This window comes from Herbaspirillum sp. WTB6, assembly GCF_057457785.1.
In genome coordinates, this window is the sequence record NZ_CP176522.1 from 223,508 (window position 1) to 241,099 (window position 17,592).

Annotated in this window: 15 protein-coding genes; 6 read left to right on the top strand and 9 right to left on the bottom strand. The window is 57.3% G+C overall.

Features of this window, described 5'->3' with window-relative positions:
* Window positions 1–15: 15 nt before the first annotated feature.
* Window positions 16–477, bottom strand: coding sequence for a CBS domain-containing protein (locus ACK2VC_RS00990; RefSeq protein ID WP_486731737.1), 462 nt, complete (start codon window positions 475–477; stop codon window positions 16–18).
* A gap of 175 nt (window positions 478–652) precedes the next feature.
* Complete coding sequence (locus ACK2VC_RS00995) at window positions 653–1,474, bottom strand: acetyltransferase (protein ID WP_486731738.1); 822 nt, start codon at window positions 1,472–1,474, stop codon at window positions 653–655.
* Between the two features lie 175 nt (window positions 1,475–1,649).
* On the opposite strand from ACK2VC_RS00995, the gene ACK2VC_RS01000 reads away from it, so the two are divergent.
* Window positions 1,650–2,666 carry a ribose-phosphate diphosphokinase gene (locus ACK2VC_RS01000; RefSeq protein ID WP_486731739.1) on the top strand — a complete coding sequence of 339 codons (1,017 nt, stop codon included), beginning with the start codon at window positions 1,650–1,652 and terminating at the stop codon, window positions 2,664–2,666.
* A 7-nt stretch (window positions 2,667–2,673) separates the two neighbouring features.
* Here ACK2VC_RS01000 and ACK2VC_RS01005 read toward each other — a convergent pair whose 3' ends face one another.
* Both ACK2VC_RS01005 and ACK2VC_RS01010 read right to left on the bottom strand, forming a co-directional pair.
* Window positions 2,674–3,705: a hypothetical protein gene (locus tag ACK2VC_RS01005; RefSeq protein ID WP_486731740.1), complete on the bottom strand. Its 1,032-nt coding sequence runs from the start codon at window positions 3,703–3,705 to the stop codon at window positions 2,674–2,676.
* 169 nt (window positions 3,706–3,874) lie between these two features.
* Entirely contained in the window at window positions 3,875–4,327 is a 453-nt protein-coding gene (locus ACK2VC_RS01010) for a universal stress protein (protein WP_486731741.1), read from the bottom strand.
* Between the two features lie 256 nt (window positions 4,328–4,583).
* On the opposite strand from ACK2VC_RS01010, the gene ACK2VC_RS01015 reads away from it, so the two are divergent.
* Complete coding sequence (locus tag ACK2VC_RS01015) at window positions 4,584–5,087, top strand: BCAM0308 family protein (RefSeq protein ID WP_486731742.1); 504 nt, start codon at window positions 4,584–4,586, stop codon at window positions 5,085–5,087.
* Here ACK2VC_RS01015 and ACK2VC_RS01020 read toward each other — a convergent pair.
* Both ACK2VC_RS01020 and ACK2VC_RS01025 read right to left on the bottom strand, forming a co-directional pair.
* On the bottom strand, window positions 5,084–7,879 hold the full coding sequence (locus ACK2VC_RS01020; protein WP_486731743.1) for an AMP-binding protein: 2,796 nt from the start codon (window positions 7,877–7,879) through the stop codon (window positions 5,084–5,086). The genes ACK2VC_RS01015 and ACK2VC_RS01020 overlap by 4 nt on opposite strands.
* A 56-nt stretch (window positions 7,880–7,935) precedes the next feature.
* Window positions 7,936–8,352 carry an NUDIX domain-containing protein gene (locus ACK2VC_RS01025; RefSeq protein WP_486731744.1) on the bottom strand — a complete coding sequence of 139 codons (417 nt, stop codon included), beginning with the start codon at window positions 8,350–8,352 and terminating at the stop codon, window positions 7,936–7,938.
* Between the two features lie 137 nt (window positions 8,353–8,489).
* On the opposite strand from ACK2VC_RS01025, the gene ACK2VC_RS01030 reads away from it, so the two are divergent.
* From ACK2VC_RS01030 to polX, 3 genes are read left to right on the top strand one after another with little or no spacing between them, the layout of a single operon-like run.
* A complete protein-coding gene (locus ACK2VC_RS01030) occupies window positions 8,490–10,298 on the top strand; it encodes an adenosylcobalamin-dependent ribonucleoside-diphosphate reductase (protein ID WP_486731745.1) in 1,809 nt (602 codons plus the stop codon).
* A gap of 19 nt (window positions 10,299–10,317) precedes the next feature.
* Entirely contained in the window at window positions 10,318–11,334 is a 1,017-nt protein-coding gene (locus ACK2VC_RS01035) for a CapA family protein (protein WP_486731746.1), read from the top strand.
* A 35-nt stretch (window positions 11,335–11,369) separates the two neighbouring features.
* Window positions 11,370–13,109 carry a DNA polymerase/3'-5' exonuclease PolX gene (gene polX / locus ACK2VC_RS01040; protein ID WP_486731747.1) on the top strand — a complete coding sequence of 580 codons (1,740 nt, stop codon included), beginning with the start codon at window positions 11,370–11,372 and terminating at the stop codon, window positions 13,107–13,109.
* Between the two features lie 61 nt (window positions 13,110–13,170).
* Here the strand turns inward: polX and ACK2VC_RS01045 are convergent, their stop codons facing one another.
* A complete protein-coding gene (locus ACK2VC_RS01045; RefSeq protein ID WP_486731748.1) occupies window positions 13,171–14,112 on the bottom strand; it encodes a diguanylate cyclase domain-containing protein in 942 nt (313 codons plus the stop codon).
* A gap of 269 nt (window positions 14,113–14,381) precedes the next feature.
* On the opposite strand from ACK2VC_RS01045, the gene ACK2VC_RS01050 reads away from it, so the two are divergent.
* Window positions 14,382–16,004: a bifunctional aminoglycoside phosphotransferase/ATP-binding protein gene (locus ACK2VC_RS01050; RefSeq protein WP_486731749.1), complete on the top strand. Its 1,623-nt coding sequence runs from the start codon at window positions 14,382–14,384 to the stop codon at window positions 16,002–16,004.
* Here ACK2VC_RS01050 and ACK2VC_RS01055 read toward each other — a convergent pair.
* The gene (locus ACK2VC_RS01055) at window positions 15,978–16,973 is read right to left on the bottom strand and encodes an IS30 family transposase (protein WP_486730009.1); all 996 of its coding nucleotides are present in this window, start codon (window positions 16,971–16,973) and stop codon (window positions 15,978–15,980) included. The genes ACK2VC_RS01050 and ACK2VC_RS01055 overlap by 27 nt on opposite strands.
* 162 nt (window positions 16,974–17,135) lie before the next feature.
* Window positions 17,136–17,456 carry a sll1863 family stress response protein gene (locus ACK2VC_RS01060; RefSeq protein WP_486731750.1) on the bottom strand — a complete coding sequence of 107 codons (321 nt, stop codon included), beginning with the start codon at window positions 17,454–17,456 and terminating at the stop codon, window positions 17,136–17,138.
* Window positions 17,457–17,592: the final 136 nt, after the last annotated feature.

Genomic DNA, 17,592 nt, shown 5'->3' on the forward strand with positions numbered 1-17,592 from the left:
TGCAAGGAAACGCAGTCAGCCACGTATCTGGGCTTCCCGTTTTTGTTCGCTTTGGATGATGCGCACGAAGCTGTGCAGGTTTTCGGAAACGATTTCAAGCAAGTCGTCCAGGGTAACGATGCCGACCAATACATCTTGCGCATCCGTGACCGGCACGCGCCGCACGCCGTGATGCTGCATCAGGCTCAGCACATCAGCCATCGAATCTTCGGCGCGGCAGGTGACCGGGTTGCTGCTCATGATGTCAGCCACCCGCACCGTCTGCGCATTGAAATCGTGGGCGACGACGGCAACTACGATATCCCGGTCGGTCAGCATGCCGACAACGACCCGACCTTTTCCGGATTCCTCCACGACCGCAAGGCTACCTACGTGCTGTTCAAGCATCAGACGAGCCGCTTCGCTGACGCTCATGCTTTTATACGCAAAGACTGTCGTACGGTTACAGATCTCGCCGACGTTCATCTGTTCCCCCATTGCTGCTTCGGCCCGGTGGCCTGCACTATCGGTTCCAGTGTGTGCCAGACGGATTGCAGGCGACTGATGCAGATCAAGAAAAGAAAAGGCGGGTATTCGGAAGACTGGTTACCGAAACATGCCGGACGGAACGGATGTGACGAAATGGCGGCGGGCAGCACTGGCCTGAAGCGATTTAGGTGCGGCGCGAGGGCGGACAAAAAGCCTGTTCAAAGGCACGAATGAATGCAGGCATCCCGGCACGCGGAAGATGATTGATTCCGGCCGCTGCCGGCCGTCCGCCGCCGCCCGCAAATAGGCGGCAAAGGCGATCCGCGCCACGCATGGTGGCTAGCGGCGCTCGCACGCTGACCGTGTATCCACCTTGCGTATCCGGCGTGAGGACAGCGTATGCCTGCCGCGGGCAGGTGGTGGCCAGGAAATTTCCGTATGTCCCGCGCACCCGCCTGCTCCAGGCCGCATCGGGAAGCAGCATGACTTGGCCGCCGGACAGGCAAGCGTAGGGCCGAAGTTGTTGCGCCATCTCCAGGTCGTGCTGGCGCGCGTCGCGCAATATAGGAAAAACCGGTTCCGTATCGATAAAGGTGAAAGGATCGGCATGGTGATGCAGCACTTCATACAGCATGGCCGGCGGCACCACGAGGTCGGCCATGCTGTCGCCGTAGGCGTTGTAGTTGAGGCATTCGCCGAGTTCCTGTAACGCCGTGGTTTGCACTGGCGGCAGCGCCAGCGCCCGTGCCAGTTTTTTTGCCTCTTGTCCCAGATTGTCTCCAAACGCGGCGACCACAGCCCATACGCAATGGGCGCCGCCAAGCCAGCGATCTACGATGATGCCGGTGCAAATGTTGGGTGCGGTATCGATGTGCGCGTGCAATCCGGCATGCGCCGGAACTTCGCCCGATCCATGATGATCGAAATACTGGACGGAAACGCCGCGCTCCAGCAGGTTCAGCAAGGCCGACCGATTGACATCCAATGAAATGTCGAGCACCGTCACCGAATCTCCAGGGCGTGCCGCGACGCGTCCAAGCAGGGCAATATCCCGCTTGACTCCGGAAAGCAGAGTAGCGTCCAGCGGAGTGGCAAGCCGCAACTGATGCAAAGAGCAAAGACCGTCAGCATCACCGTTGAATACGTCAAAGTGGGCCATAAGATAGTGGGAGGGAATGTCGATGGCAGAGCCAGAGCCTTTTGCTCGCTTCGAGGCTAATCACGAGTTGATGCTGTTCGCCCTCGACAGCAGCCGCGCCTTTGGTGAGCAGGTAAGCCAACGGCTTGGCATGGCCTTGAGCCAGCACGAAGAGCGCGAGTTTGAAGACGGCGAACACAAGGCGCGGCCCCTGGTCAGTGTTCGTGGCAGGGATGTGTTTGTCGTGCATTCCCTCTATGCCGATCACCGGCAAAGTGGCAACGACAAGCTGTGCCGGTTGTTGTTTTTTATCGGCGCGCTGAAAGATGCCGCCGCGGCGCGGGTCACGGCGGTGGTTCCCTATCTGGCTTATGCGCGCAAGGACAGAAAAACAAAGTTGCGTGACCCGATCACCACACGGTATGTCGCAGCGCTGTTCGAAGCGTTGGAAACCGATGCCATCGTGACGCTGGATGTTCATAACCTGGCGGCGTACCAAAACGCCTTCCGCTGCGGCGCCGAGCACCTGGAAGCCAATCCTCTGTTTGTCAAGTATTTCGCACCGTTACTAAAAGGACGCGAAGTGGTGGTGGTTTCCCCCGATGCCGGCGGCATCAAGCGCGCGGAACAATTCAGGCAACTATTGAGCGACACACTGGGCAAACCGGTGGGAGCGGCATTCGCGGAAAAATACCGCAGCGGGGGTGTCGTCAGCGGCGACATGCTGATGGGCGAGGTCAAGGGTAAGGACGCGATCATCATTGACGACCTGATTGGTACCGGCTCCACGATTGTCCGTACGGCACGTGCCTGTCATGCAATGGGCGCTACCAGGATCCTGGCAGCGGCCACGCATGGCTTGTTTACGGGTGATGCAAATACCACTTTGGCGTACGACGCCCTGGAACAGATCGTTATTACCGACACCGTGCCGCCGTTCCGGGTGGAGGAGGAGACTGTCAAGGAAAAAATCACGATCCTGTACAGCGCCGGCTTGTTTGCCGAAGCGATCCACAAAATCCATACCGGGGAACCGATCCCGGACTTGCCGGAAGCGTGATGCGCGCTCACCGGCAACACCCCGCATGTTGCTCGGCCAATCGCAGGTATTCCTTGGCGCGGCGCGGCCATTGCGGCGAATAACGGAATTTTTCTTCGTTCAGATGCCGGATGGCGAGGGTGGCGCGCAGGCTCGCGCGGTAACTCTGGTAAAAGTGGATGAGTATCGTATCCGGTTCGTCGCCGGAAATTTCACTGTATTTGTTCAGAAGAAGCGCGCCCAGCTTGGCCGCGCCAAGCCGTTCGCACTCCAATGCGAGAAACGCCGTTTCATCGGCCGCATCGACGATCCTCAAGTCGCGGGAAAATTCAAGGCAATCGATGATTGCCACCGGCGGCTTCAGACAGATGTGTTCCGGGCGCAGGTCGCCATGACCTTCAACTATCTTGCCCGCTTGGACGCGTTGGTCAAACAAAACAGCCCTTTGTCGCAAGATGGTGCGTTGCGCCAGGCAAATGCCGTTCACCTGGGCGACCGGGAGGTGATACGCGGGCAGCTTCAATTCGTGCAAATTGCCGTTGATTTGGCGCAGGAAGCGACTGCGGTATTCGGCTGGATCGATGGGGTAGGGCGTACAACTATGGTAGAAGGCGGCAAGCCGTGCGGCGACACGCCAGATATCCGCTTCTTCTGCAGCACCATGCTGGATCGCATAATCCAGCATATGCCGCGTCGGCAGTCGGCGCATCTTGACCAGCCAGTCGATCGCCACACCGCGACCGTCCAGTTGCAAATGACCCGGCGCGTCGAGCGTCAGGGGAACCACACCCAGATAGACCTCCGGCGCAAGGCGCCGATTCAGTCGTACCTCTTCTTCGCAATAATGGCGCCGCGCGTCGATCGAACTGAAATCCAGGAAATCGTGACACACGGGTTTTTTCAGCTTGTAGGCGTAACCGTCGGTCAGGAAAACCCATGACATATGCGTCTCGATGGCTTCCACCCGATATACCGTTTCCGGAAAGCTGGTCGGCTGCCGCAGGAAGGCTACCTTGGAGTCGAGCGTCACTTCTGAAACCGGCGGCAATGTGTCTGTCATTGTTTCCGGGAAAATGATTTATCTCCGATGCCGTACCTGCCCGGGGCTGCTATCCGATTTGCAAAGATCTTCGGGATAGGCGGGTGGTGGAGGGTTTCCAGTCTTGGCACCATTTGATTTTGACTGTCGGGCTCATTGCAACGAAGACCCAGGATCAGGCGCTGGCCGCTTACTGCCTGGAGCAATACACGAGCACGGGAATTGGAGACATCGACAAGACTTTTGTTGTTACGCTTCCCAGCAACAACTGCCCCCAACCGCTTCTTCCATGCGATCCCATGAAAATCAAATCGCAGCCATTCTCTTCCGCTGCTTTCACAATCTCCTGCGCAGGCATGTCCGAGAATGCAGTAGCACCGGAAAATTTGACACCTGCATCGTCTGCCACCTTTTGAATTTCACCAAGGTAGTTCGCACCAGCCTTGCGCATGGCCTCCTTGTGTTCTTCATCCGTAAGGTAATTGGCCGGAATCATTTCAACGTAGATCGGATATTGATATTCGGGAGCAACGAAGATGCCCAGAATCTCTGCGGAAATTTGCTGGGCGAATGCAACCCCTGCGCGTGCGGCGGCCGTCGAAATGGGAGAGCCGTCGGTTGGAATCAGAATTTTTTTATACATCGTGCCACCCGAGAAAATCGTTGCTGAAATGTTTCACGCTAGCAGATGAAAGGATGGCCGTTTTGCGGACGCGCAAATACGCTATCTGCCGTCTTGCAAAGTACAAAACAGGAAATAACATGAAGATGGCATTGAGTGAAGACGTGGGAGCAGCGACTCCACAATATTTCTTGAACCCTTGAACCGCAAGTCTTTGGGCATCCCGAATCCCGGGTACGCTTTCGTTCCCCTACCTTTGCTTGCAAGGAGCAAACCAATGAAACCAGTGCAGCCAGATCAGCCGCATTTCCAACCGGGGAGGCATCTTGAGGTGCTGGATGATCCGAGTCACGATCCCTATCAGGCGCGCGAAAAACTGTCTGAGCCATCCGTCTGCCGCGATTGCGGCGCGGTGTACCACCAAGGGCGCTGGCAGTGGTCCACGGCCCCCGCCGACGCGGCCCAGGCCAGATGCGCCGCTTGCTGGAGAATTCATGAGGAAATGCCCGCAGGATACATATCGATTGAAGGTCCATTCGCGCGGGAACACCGAGATGAACTTCTCAAGCTTGTCCGTCATCTGGAAACCCGTGAAAAGGCGGAGCATCCATTGCAGCGCATCATGTCGATAGAAGAGCAGGACGACAAACTGATGGTTACCACAACCGACATCCACCTGGCGCGGGGGATCGGTGAAGCATTGGAGCATGCTTACCGGGGCGAATTGGCGTTTCATTACAACAAGGCAGAATATTTGTTGCGGGTACGCTGGCAACGTTAAAGCGGATCGAATTCACCTGAAAGTGGAACCATCGCCTTGCGCGCCGCGACGCTCATCTGTGCGGCGGCGGCCCAGTCGTGGCCGGATGGGGCCAGAACCGGTCCGATTTCGAGGCTGATCGGGCCGCGCCGCGGCCACCAGGTTCCCGCGCGCAATACGGTGCGCACGCCGCGTAGACCGGCCACGACGACCGGCGCCTCGACCTTGGCCGCAGCAAGAAAGGCCCCTGCATGAAAAGGCATCAGTCCGGCTTCGCGGCTAAACGTCCCCTCCGGAAAGACCACAAGATTCTTGCCCGCCAGAAGCGCCGCCATCATCAAATTCACATCCTCCGCACTGCGCTTCACGTCGAGGCGCTCGATGAAAATAGTACCGAGACCAGTTAACAAGGCGCGCATCAAATGCTGGCCCGCGAACTCCCGCTTGGCCGTGAACGCATATCCCGGAATCGGTGGCAGCATGGCTGTCAGCGGGATGGCGTCAAGGTAGCTTGCGTGATTGACCAGCAGCACGTGCGGCTGGCGAGGCAACCGATCCAGGCCCTTGAGCGACATGGGAACCGCCGTCAGACGCAACAGCGTGTGTGCTGCAAAACGGGCGATGCGCCGCCCCAACGCCGGCCGCTGCAGCAAAGCCACCAATCCGCCGCAAGTCAGGGCGAGCGCGGCAAAGACGACCCACGCGTAGCAACCATAAGCCCGCGCGCCGGCTTGGCGGGCGATCAGCCGGACTCGCGCCAGCACGCCGGCGGCCATGAAGCGTACATTGTGCATCCATGGTGCGGCGGTGCGCTCTCCTGCTTTGCCTCCCTCATAGATTTCCCTGCTGGCAAGACGACGGATTTTGCCGCTCGACGTCTTCGGCACCGTATGTGGCGGCACCAGAACGACATCGTCGGCGGGCATGCCGATGACATCGATCGCGGTCTGATTGAGTTTGCGGCACAATGCCGCGCGCACGCTTTCATCGTGTTCGCGGGTTTCCGCCATGATCACCAGTCTTTCGGTTCCGCTGGCGGGATCGGGGCTGGCAAACACCGCCACGCATCCTTTGCGTATACCGGGCAGAATCCCGGCCGCTTGTTCCAGATCGTAGGGATAAAGATTGCGGCCGCCGCGCTTGATCAGATCCTTGACGCGTCCTGTAATGAAAATTTCGCCTTCCGCCATGTAGGCATGGTCGCCCGAATCGAGCCAGCCGTCGCGCCCCAGTTTGGCTGTGGCCTCCGGGTTGCGGTAATAGCCCGATGTCGCCGACGGCCCGCGAAACTCCAGGCGTCCGACACGGCGCTCGGGCAGTTCGTATCCGGCTTCATCGACGATCCGGATTTCGTGCCCCGCCAATACACGGCCGCAAGACGGAATAGAGAGGGCGTCCGCTTCCAGCCCGGTCGCTGGCACCGCCTGGCCCTCGCGGGTAAACGAATCGCGTTGAATCAGGTCGATGCGCGGCCCGCGTCCCGGAGGGGGAAACGCGAGTCCGACCGAGGATTCTGCCAAGCCGTACACCGGTGTGATTGCCTGACGGCGCAGGCCGCAGGGAGCAAAGCGGGCGGCGAACGACTCCAGGGTAGCAGGGCTGACCGGCTCCGCGCCGTTGAGCGCCAGCCGCCAGCTCGACAAATCGAGTTCCGCCAGTACCGCTTTGTCGATATGGCGTACACACAATTCATAGGCAAAATTGGGAGCTGCCGAGATGGTCCCGTGGTGGCGGGTAATCGCCTGCAGCCAAAGGGCGGGTCGGGCAAGAAAGGCGAGCGGCGACATCAGAACCAGCGGAATGCCGTGATACAAGGACCCAAACCAGGCGCCGATCAAGCCCATGTCGTGGTAGAGCGGCAGCCATGAGATGAACACGTCGTCAGTGACCACCTGCGACGCTTGCCCGAGCGCGCGTATGTTGGCCAGCAGGTTGGCGTGGGTCAATACCACACCTTTGGGATCGCCAGTACTGCCCGATGTATATTGCAGAAATGCGATATCGCCGCCGTGCGGGCGATAGTGTGATCGAAATGGCGCCGCACTCAGCTCGCCGGGCGTGACAATCGCCCTCAGGCTCGGCACCGCCGCCTGCAGCATGAGCGCCACCGGCTCGGCCTGCGTGACGGTGATCATGAGTACCGCCTCGGCGTTCGACAGGATGCGCGCATGCCGCTTCAAGTGGTTTTCGATCTGGGCCAGCCGCGCCGGTGGATAGATCGGCACCGGGATGCCTCCTGCAAGCATGACGCCGAAGAAACACGCCAGATACTCGCGCCCGGTGGGCAGCATCAGCGCCACGGTTTGCCTGGGCTGGAGCCCTTGCTCAGCGAGGCCGGTGGCAATGGCACCCGCTGCGTCCTGCAGATCGCGGTAGCGGATGGCCTGTTCCCGATGCTGGTCGTCATACAACAAGATGTGCAACCGGTCCGGTTGATGCACGACGTGCCACTCCAGCACTTCCACCAGCGTTTGCGCGCTGCCGGGCAAGCCGACAGTCTGGGACGCGCCCAAGGTCGTCGCGGGCGCCGCCCCCTGTTCTGGCGGAGCATGGCCCAGAAAGCGCAACACGTCGCGCAGCGTGTCGGCTTCCGATAATGCTTCGCTGGGCAACTCGACGCCGAACGCTTTTCCCATCCGTAACATCAACTCCACTCGCGCCAGGCTGTCGAACGCCAGGTCGCGTTCAAAGGAGGTGTGCAGCGTTATCGGATGGAATTGATTCGGGTGGATTTCTCGGTCCATCTGCCGCACGACTTCCAACACCTGCTCGGCAGGCGAGGTATCGGTGGCAGCGACTGTGGGTTCGCTCACGGCGACTCCTGCCGGAAAGAATGAGGATGAAGTAGGGCGGCGGCAATCAGTTTCCGTTAACAGCCGGTTAATCCATGCGCCCAATCCAGTACAGGCAACAAACGTGGTGACAACAGTGTGCGGGCGTTGTCGTATTCAAGCCAACGAAATTCGTGATGCTCCGGGCGCCCCAATTGGGGATTAACTTGCAATGCCACTCTATCTGTATGACTCAAAGCGACGTAATAGCGTGCCACTTTGCCTGGGCCATAGAGCAAGGTTTCGCAAAAATCCTGGCCCCATGCAAAATCGAGCCCGCCCAGCGCCGTCTCTTCGAGGACTTCGCGGCAAGCGGCCGAAAACGGTGTTTCCTTTGCCTCGACCATGCCTTTGGGAAAATCCCAGTAGTGATAACTGCGCAGCAGCAGGTAACGGCAATGCTCCGGCCCGCGATGCAGAACCACGACGCCGGCTGAAAGCGTTTTTTGTTTCATATGGCAGGTGCGGCAAGATGCACTCTAATTGGGTTGAATAACATATTCATTCGTGCACACCTCTGTCTTGTATCAATCCGGGCCATGACCCGACTCGTAAGCTGGATTCCATTGGGAGCGGTTCAATGGAGGATTCCATGCAAGACGTAATTTTCACGGAGCCGATCGCGCAGCATGTCTGGAATCAAAAATACCGCCTATTTGAAAATGGTGCTTCACATGAGCCCACCGTACATGAAACCTGGTCGCGCGTCGCGTTAGCTCTAGCCGGGCCGGAGTTGCATCGTCGCGACCAATGGACCAACCGTTTTCAGACGGCACTTTCCCACTTCCGATTTTTGCCCGGCGGCCGCATTCTGGCCAGCGCCGGCACGCAACGCCGCTCTACGCTATTCAATTGCTTCGTGATGGGGCATACCCATGATTCCATCGATTCGATCTTTTCCGCGCTGGGCGAATCGATGGTGACGATGCAGGAAGGCGGGGGCATCGGTTGCGATTTTTCGACGCTACGGCCGGCAGGAATGGCGGCAGCCGGTTCGGGCAATATCGCGTCGGGGCCGGTGTCCTTTATGCAAGTCTGGAACCAGGCATGCGCGACGCTGATCTCGACCGGGAATCGGCGCGGCGCGATGATGGCCACGCTGCGCTGCGATCATCCGGACATCGAGCGCTTCATCGATGCCAAGCGCACTCCGAATACCTTGCGGCATTTCAATCTGTCGGTCTTGATCAGCGAGGAGTTCATGCAGGCGGTCGAGGCGGATGAGCCGTGGCCGCTGGTCTTCCCACTGGCCGGGCGGCCAGTACCATCAGGCGGCATGGTGTGCGAAAGGACTTGGTCCGGCTCAAACGTTCCAGAACCTTGCCTGGTGATGCGAAGCGTTGCGGCGCGCGAGTTGTGGGACAGGATTCTGCACGCAGCGTTTGACTGCGGCGACCCCGGCGTGATTTTCATCGACCACGTCCAGCGCGCGAATAACCTCTGGTATGCGGAACGCATCAGCGCAACCAATCCCTGTGGCGAAGTACCGCTGCCGCCGCACGGGGCATGCAATCTCGGGTCGATCAACCTGACGCAATTCATTCAGGATCCTTTCGGCATGCATCCGCAGCTTGATTTGAAAGGAATTGCCGAGGTTGCGGCCATCGCCGTCAGAATGCTCGACAACGTGATCGACGTTTCGCATTTTCCGCTCACGATCCAAGCCAGGATGGTGCATGCATCGCGTCGCCTCGGGCTGGGCATCACCGGCCTGGCCGATGCCTTTGCAATGCTTGGCGTGCGCTATGGCTCGGATTCATCGATGGAAATCGCGGACGCCGTCATGCAGGCCATTTGCCAGGCGGCTTACCGGGCATCGGTGGCGCTGGCGCAGGAGCGGGGCGCATTTCCCGAATATCAGGCAGCGGAATATCTCGCAGGCGATTTCATTTTGTCCCTGCCGGACGACATTCTGGAAGCAATCAGGCAGAACGGTATCCGCAACAGTCATCTGACCGCGATTGCGCCGGCCGGCTCGATCAGCCTGCTGGCCAATAACGTATCGAGCGGTATCGAGCCGGTTTATGCGTTCCAAGGAAAGCGAAAAGTCAAGGGATCCGACGGCAGCCTGACGACATTCCCTGTCAATGACTATGCGTGGTCCCTATTTCGGAAGCTGCATGGCGACAAGGCGCCGCTGCCGGATTATTTTGTCGAAGCTTATGATGTTGACCCGCTGGCGCAGTTGCGGTTGCAGTCTCGATTGCAGGCGCATGTCGATCAGGCCATTTCCAAGACGATCAATTTCCCGGCGGGAGCATCTTTCGATCAATACCGGAACGTGTTCATGTACGCGTATCAGTTGGGTTTGAAAGGTTGCACGGTGTTCCGCGCCGATACGGCCGCCGGCGCCGTCCTGTCGCCGTCCGCCGCGAGGGAAGCGGATAAGTCTTGTTCGTAGCGGGATGGAGCGGTGTCGAATGATGCAACCACGATCCGGAGCAGTGCCATTTCTTCGTCTGATGCTGGGCGGCGACGTCATGCTCGGTCGCGTCGTCAAGGAATCGATGCTGCGCTTCGGCATCGACTATCCGCTGGCGCCGATTGCCGGCCTGTTGCGGCAGGCCGATCTTACTATCGTTAATCTGGAATGTGCGATAACTGCCGCCAATCATATCTGGCCTGGGGAGCCGAAGGCATTTTACTTCGGCGCACCGCCGCAGGCTGCACAAGCGCTGGCCGGTGCCGGAATCGACATACTTAGTCTCGCCAACAACCATACGCTGGATTTTGGAGTGGATGGCTTGCTAGATACGCTGCGCCATTTGCGCGAGTACGGCATTCTTTATGCCGGCGCAGGAGCCGATACTGACCAGGCCTCACGCCCGGCAATCGTCGAACGTCACGGAATCAAGGTCGGGATGGCGGCGTTTTGCGATCATCAGGCGGATTTCGCCGCGAAGAAAGATAGTCCGGGCATTGCCTACCTGGATCTCGACGATGAGGCTGCCGCACTCGTCATGTTCGGCAAGTCGCTTGAGCCGTTGCGGCATGCGGCTGTCGATTGGCCGATTCTGTCGTTGCATTGGGGTCCGAACATGGTGTTTCGGCCTTCCGCGAAATTCCGGAGACTGGCACATGCCGCTATCGACATGGGGTGGAAAATCCTGTTTGGCCACAGCGCCCATGTGTTTCAGGGAATAGAAGTGTATCAAGGATGTCCAATCGTCTATGCGGCAGGAGACCTAGTTGATGACTACTATGTCGACCCGGATTTCAAGAATGATCACCAACTGTTGTTCGAAATGGAACTTACGCGGGGTGCTCTGCGGCACATCGATTTGCATCCAGTCTTCATCGAGGACTGCCAGACCCGGCTCGCCACAGGTGGACAAACCGAATATATCGTTGCCTGCATGAAAAAGTTATGCAAGGAAATGGGAACCGAGGTGCGACAGGATGGGGATGAGGTATGGATTGCGGGCGCCGAGGCGTAATGCCTTGATTGGCCACGTCCCATAAGGAATGTCTAGTGTTTATTCAAAATACCGATGTGGCGATGATCTTCAATCAGATCGCCGATCTGCTTGAAATCAACGAAGCAAACCCGTTTCGCATCCGTGCCTATCGCAATGCCGCCAGGATGCTGAATACAATAGGCACTAGCGTGCAGACAATGGTCCAGGAAAAACGGGATTTGAAGGATTTGCCGGGCATCGGGATCGACCTGGCAGGAAAAATCGTCGAGATCGTCACCACCGGCACATGCGCATTAAGGGAGCAGTTGCGGCGGGAGCTGCCGCCGCAGATTCATGAGCTGTTGACGGTGCCGGGACTCGGTCCAAAACGGGTCAAGACACTGTATCAGCAACTCAACATTCAAACGCTGGAGCAATTGGGCCGTGCGGCCCGCGACGGCCAGATTAGTCATGTTCCCGGATTTGGAAGGCGTGTGGAACAACGCATCCTGGACGCGATTCAGGCACAACAATCGAAAAAGAAGCGCTTCCGGATCGATGTTGCCGAGCAGATCGCGCAGCCGCTCATTGCGCATCTGAAAGCGCTCAAGGAAACTGGAAAGATCGAGGTGGCAGGGAGCTTTCGTCGACGGCAAGAAACCGTCGGCGACCTGGATATCCTGGTCAGCTCATCCGCCCCGGCGCAGGTAGTGCAACGCTTCACCAGTTTCGAGGGCGTCGCGCATGTATTGGCACAGGGCGGAACGCGTGCCAGCGTAGTGTTGAACCAGGGCATGCAAGTCGATCTGCGGGTCGTGGCCGCCATCAGTTTCGGCGCCGCCTTGCATTATTTTACCGGCTCCAAGGCGCATAACATTGCCGTGCGCACCTTGGCGCAGGAGCGTGGATTGAAGATGAACGAATACGGGGTTTTTTCCGGCACTCGGCGCATCGCCGGCGAGGCCGAGGAATCCGTGTTCAATGCGGTCGGGCTGTCCTATATCGAACCGGAACTGCGCGAGAACCGCGGCGAGATCGCCGCAGCGCAAGCGGGGCAATTGCCGGACCTGGTTGGCTTGTCTGATCTGGCCGGCGATCTGCACGTCCATACCAAAGCCAGCGATGGCCTGAATAGCCTGCGCGAGATGGCGCTTGAAGCACAACGGCGTGGGTTTTCCTATCTTGGGATTACGGACCATTCAAGCAGGCTGGCGGTTGCGCATGGGCTGGATGCGGAAAGACTGTCGCGGCAGATGGATGAAATAGACCAATTGAATGCCGAACTGCAAGGCATCACGCTCCTGAAAGGGGTGGAAGCCGATATCAACGAGGACGGCAGCCTCGACTTGCCTGACAGTATCCTGCAACGGCTGGACCTTGTCATCGGCGCGGTGCATAGTAAATTTGCGCTATCCAGGGAGCGGCAAACCGAGCGTATCTTGCGCGCTATGGAACACCCCTGCTTTACGCTGTTGGCGCACCCGTCTGGTCGCTTGATTCTTGAGCGTGACCCCTATGATGTGGATATGTACCGCATCATCCAGCATGCGAAGCAGCGTGGCTGTTTTTTGGAATTGAACGCCCAGCCCAGCCGTCTGGATTTGACCGACACCTATTGCATGATCGCGAAAAGCGAGGGCGTAGTGCTCAGTGTGAACTCAGATGCGCATAGCGTGTTCGATTTCGATGACATGCGTTTCGGGATCGGACAGGCTAGACGAAGCTGGCTTGAGAAACCAGATGTGCTTAATACCCGGTCGATCAGTCAGTTGAAATCGATTTTTGCCCAGACGCGGCGTGCTTGCCGACAGTGAATTCTGTTTCCGTGTCTTCAGGGAAGACAAGAGCTTGCTTGACGCGACGTCAACGCTCGTTTTACGGGACGAGGGGAGTACCGTCATAGAACTGGTAGTTGTTTCCTCCGCGATGCTTTACCTGGTACATCGCGTTGTCGGCATTGATCAGCAAGGTTTCCGGATTTTCTCCGTCCGATGGGTAAATCGCAATACCGATACTGGCGCTGACGTTAATTTTTTGCCCCCGCAACATGAAGGGGCGGCCGATGGCACCGAGCAGCTTGCACGCCAGCGCTGCGGCAACCTCTCTATCAAGCAGGTCGGTGACGAGTACAGCAAATTCGTCGCCACCAAACCGGGCCACCGTGTCGGCTTGCCGTACACCTGCCCGCAATCTATCCGCGACCGCTATAAGCAACTGGTCGCCCGTGTGATGTCCAAAAGTATCATTGATCGGTTTGAAGCCGTCCAGATCCAGGAACAGCGTCGCCAGCATGCGTTGCGTGCGTTCGGCATCCGATATCGCCCGCTGCTGGATACCGAGAAAGTGGGCACGGTTGGGCAGGCCGGTCAAAACGTCGTGATATGCAAGATGGCGATCCCGTTCGCCTTCTTGCCTGAATTGAGTAATGTCATGCTGGATTGCGATGAAATGGGTAATGGCACCTTGCGCATCGAACAGTGGCGTGATGATCTCATCGACCATATACAGGGAACCGTCTTTTCGCTGGTCGACCACCTCGCCTTGCCAGACATGCCCGGAAAGAATGGTTTGCCAAAGCTGCTTGTAGAAAGAAGGGCTTTGCCTTCCCGATTTCAAAATGGCTGGTGTGCGCCCGATTGCATCTTCTGGGGCGAAACCGCTTAAACGCGCAAACGCGTCGTTGACCCAGATAATTTGGCCAGCTTCGTCGGTGATGAAAATCGCGTTGGCAGCTGACACCAAGGCTTGCGCCAGCAAGGATTGGTGAAGTGGTTGCCGATTCTTCTCGGAAGCTGGCAGCTGAGGCGTGGCGAACAAATCGATTTATCCTTCGCGTATTGGCTGACAGCAACCGTTACAGTATTCGCCGCAAATGGGTACTTTTCCTGATCCATGCATCCTTGTTATGGACCACGGATCAAATTGAGCGGGTCAAAAACAAATTTGAACCACTGCTGGCGGTGAAAATCCGCTTTAGTTGATGAATATTTGCGCTGCATCAATCACAACCGCACTTCGACCCGGGCAGGGTTTCGGTTCCCGTGCTATTTGTCGTTGCCAATGCCGTACCAATGAGCAGAAATTCCATGACTGATCAAACAATTTTGGGCGATCAAGAAAATTTAATCAGAGCCCTTGTTGTTGCTCTGGAACAGGAGGTAGGCACAGTACAACTATTCGAGACGCACATATCCTGGATTTTGGTCACAGAAAAATATGCATACAAATTCAAGAAAGCTGTGCATCTGGATTTTCTTGATTTTTCCACGCTGGACGCACGTCATTTCTACTGCCAGGAAGAATTACGCCTGAACCGCCGGTTGGCGCCCGATATGTATTTGGATGTGGTGGCCATTACGGGAAGTTCAACATGCCCTGCCATCGGCGGGAGTGGCATCCCCATCGAATATGCAGTCAAGATGATGGCGTTTTCGCAGCAGGCGTTATGGAGCGTCCGTATTGGAAAAAACCGTATTTCGGCCAGGGAAATCGATAAATTGGCGCGGAAGCTGGCGCAATTTCATCAAGGTGCCGCTATTGCCCCAAAAGATAGCTCATGGAGTACTCCCGACGCATTGCAGAAGATCGCGGATGAGAATCTGAATTTAATTATTTCCTTGGTACGGAACGCAGAGGAAGAAAGAACGCTCGGCGATTTAAGGGCATGGCAAATCGAGCAGCCGCAGAAATTGAGAAGCGTGTTCGAACGACGTAAGGAGCAAGGACTGATTAGGGAATGCCACGGCGATCTACATGGCGGAAACATTCTCACGATCAACAATCAGGTTGTGGTGTTTGATTGCATCGAGTTCAACAAAAACCTGCGCTGGATCGATGTGATGAATGATCTTGCATTCATATACATGGATCTGCAATTCCACGGCCTGCATCCGTTCGCGACAAGGCTGCTTAACGGCTATCTTGAAATTACAGGGGATTATGAGGGCCTGGCCGTGCTGCGTTACTATCAAGTGCAACGGGCATTGGTGCGATGCAAAGTGAGCCTGCTGCGGGCCCTGCAATTGAGGGGGCGCATGCGAGCCGCAGCCTCACATGAAAGGCTGGCAACGAAATATCTGGCGTTTGCCTCGCAAAAGACTGAGCCGGAACCGTCGGCGATCATCATCATGCATGGTTATTCCGGCAGCGGAAAATCGATTTTTTCCGGTTACTTGGCGGAAATCATTGGCGCGGTGCGAATACGTTCCGATGTGGAGCGAAAAAGGATGCATGGAATAGTGGCATCCGCCACAGTTGCCGCGTCGATTGGGGCGGGGCTTTACGCCGAGGCGACAACCCAGGCTACATACGACCGCTTGCGCACACTGGCACTGTGTATTGCCGAGTCTGGCATGCCTGTTGTCGTCGACGCAACGTTCTTGAAGGTACAACAGCGCAGCCTGTTTGAAAAACTGGCGTCTGGGCTAGGTGTACCGTTTTTCGTCATCCAACTCCACGCCAACGAGGCCACCCTGAAGGCACGGGTCGCGGCGCGGACAAAACTGGGAAATGATCCTTCCGATGCCGGACTTGAGGTATTAGCTCACCAGCTTGAGCACCATGAAGCGCTGTCGGATGATGAAACAAAACACACGATCCGCATTGACAGCGATGTGGAAGTGAATTTGGATTCGGTTCGAAAAACATGCGTCCCGATATTGGACGTTCTGAAACGCGCGGTTTCAAACACGAAGTGCAACATAGGCTAAATCCAGAGGAAGTGTAGCAAGGTTGTAAAAGACCTCATGCGGGGTTCTGTAACCAAGGCATTTGCGGGGGCGGTGGTTGAGTTTGTCGACGGCGGCCTGGAGCGCTTGCTGGCTGACGGTTTTCAGATTGGTGTTCTTCGGGAAATACTGCCGGAGCAAGCCATTGGTGTTTTCATTCAGGCCGCGCTCCCAGGAATGATAGGGGCGGGCAAAGTAGACATCGGCCCGCAGGCGGGCACTGATCAAGGCGTGGTCGGCGAATTCCGATCCGTTGTCGAAGGTGATGGTGTGGCACACCCGCCGATGCGGGCTGAGCAAATCGACCACCACCGCACCCACGCCCTCGGCCTGCTTGCTGTTGGCTGGGGCGGCCAGGGTGAAGCGCGACCGCCGTTCCACCAGCGTCACCAGCACCCCTTGCTGGCCTTTGCCAATCACGGTGTCGCCTTCCCAATCGCCCAGCCGCAGGCGTTGCTCGACCATCAGGGGACGATGCTCGATGCCGATCCGGCCCGGCAGGATTCCCCGACGCCGCCGGCCGCTGCCGTGGCGCTGGCGCCGGGGTTTCTGGCTGCGCAAGTGCCGGATCAAATCGCCGCCGCCACGCCGATCGGCGTAGATCCGTTGATAGACGCTCTCATGACTGATGCCGATCGGGCTGCCCCGTTCCAGCGTCAGGCGGTGGATCGCTTGTTCGGGCGACAGGTCCAGGCGGATATAGGCCTGAACCGCCAACCAGGCGGCGTCGGCAACCCGGCTCGCATTACGACTGTTCTGTTGCCGTGCCAAGGCTTTATCGTGTGCCTGGCCAGGCCGCCATTGATGCACGCCCCGGTTGCGCCGCAGTTCGCGACTGATCGTCGAGCGATGCCGCCCCAGCCGGCGCGCAATCTCGCTGACTGAATGATCGTCTGCCTGCAGTTCGTGAATTTGGTATCGTTCGTCTCGGGTGAGGTGCGTATAGCGCATATTCGGCAACTTTCGACTGGCTGGTCAAAGGGTTCGAATGCTAGCGCATCTCGCCCTCCTTCCGTTGATCGGTGTTGCACTTCGTCTTTGAAACCGCCACGCTCTGTCAGGGGGTATCCATGATGGTGCCCCGAAAAATGAAGTAAAAACCTGCAAGCTTCTCTAGCCGGAAGCCTTGTGGATTGCCTCTCTCAATTTTTCAATTGATTCGGTTAATGCGTTTTTCATTCCTTCCCAGGTCGTTGCGCTAGCGGATTTTATATCTGTCCATTTCTTTTCAATAATTTTCAGGTCTTCCTGAAAACCTTGTATTTGTTTCTCCAACTGCGCTTTCACGTCGGCGCTTGAATTTTTTGCTTTGGCTGTCAGTGCATCAATTTCGCTTCGCAACTGCTCGATTTCCTGACGTGTCGCGTTGAGATATTTATCTCGCTCGGCCTGTGGCGCGCTGTCCGGGGTGCCATCTGCCGAAGGCGCTTTCAAGAAAGCAGCGCTTCACTCTATACGTATGAGTGACCATCTTCATGATAAAAATCAGTTTAAGCGAATGCAGGACATGTATTTTTATTGGTAATACGTCGTCATGCCGGGACTGGTATCTTCCATTCCCGGTTCCATC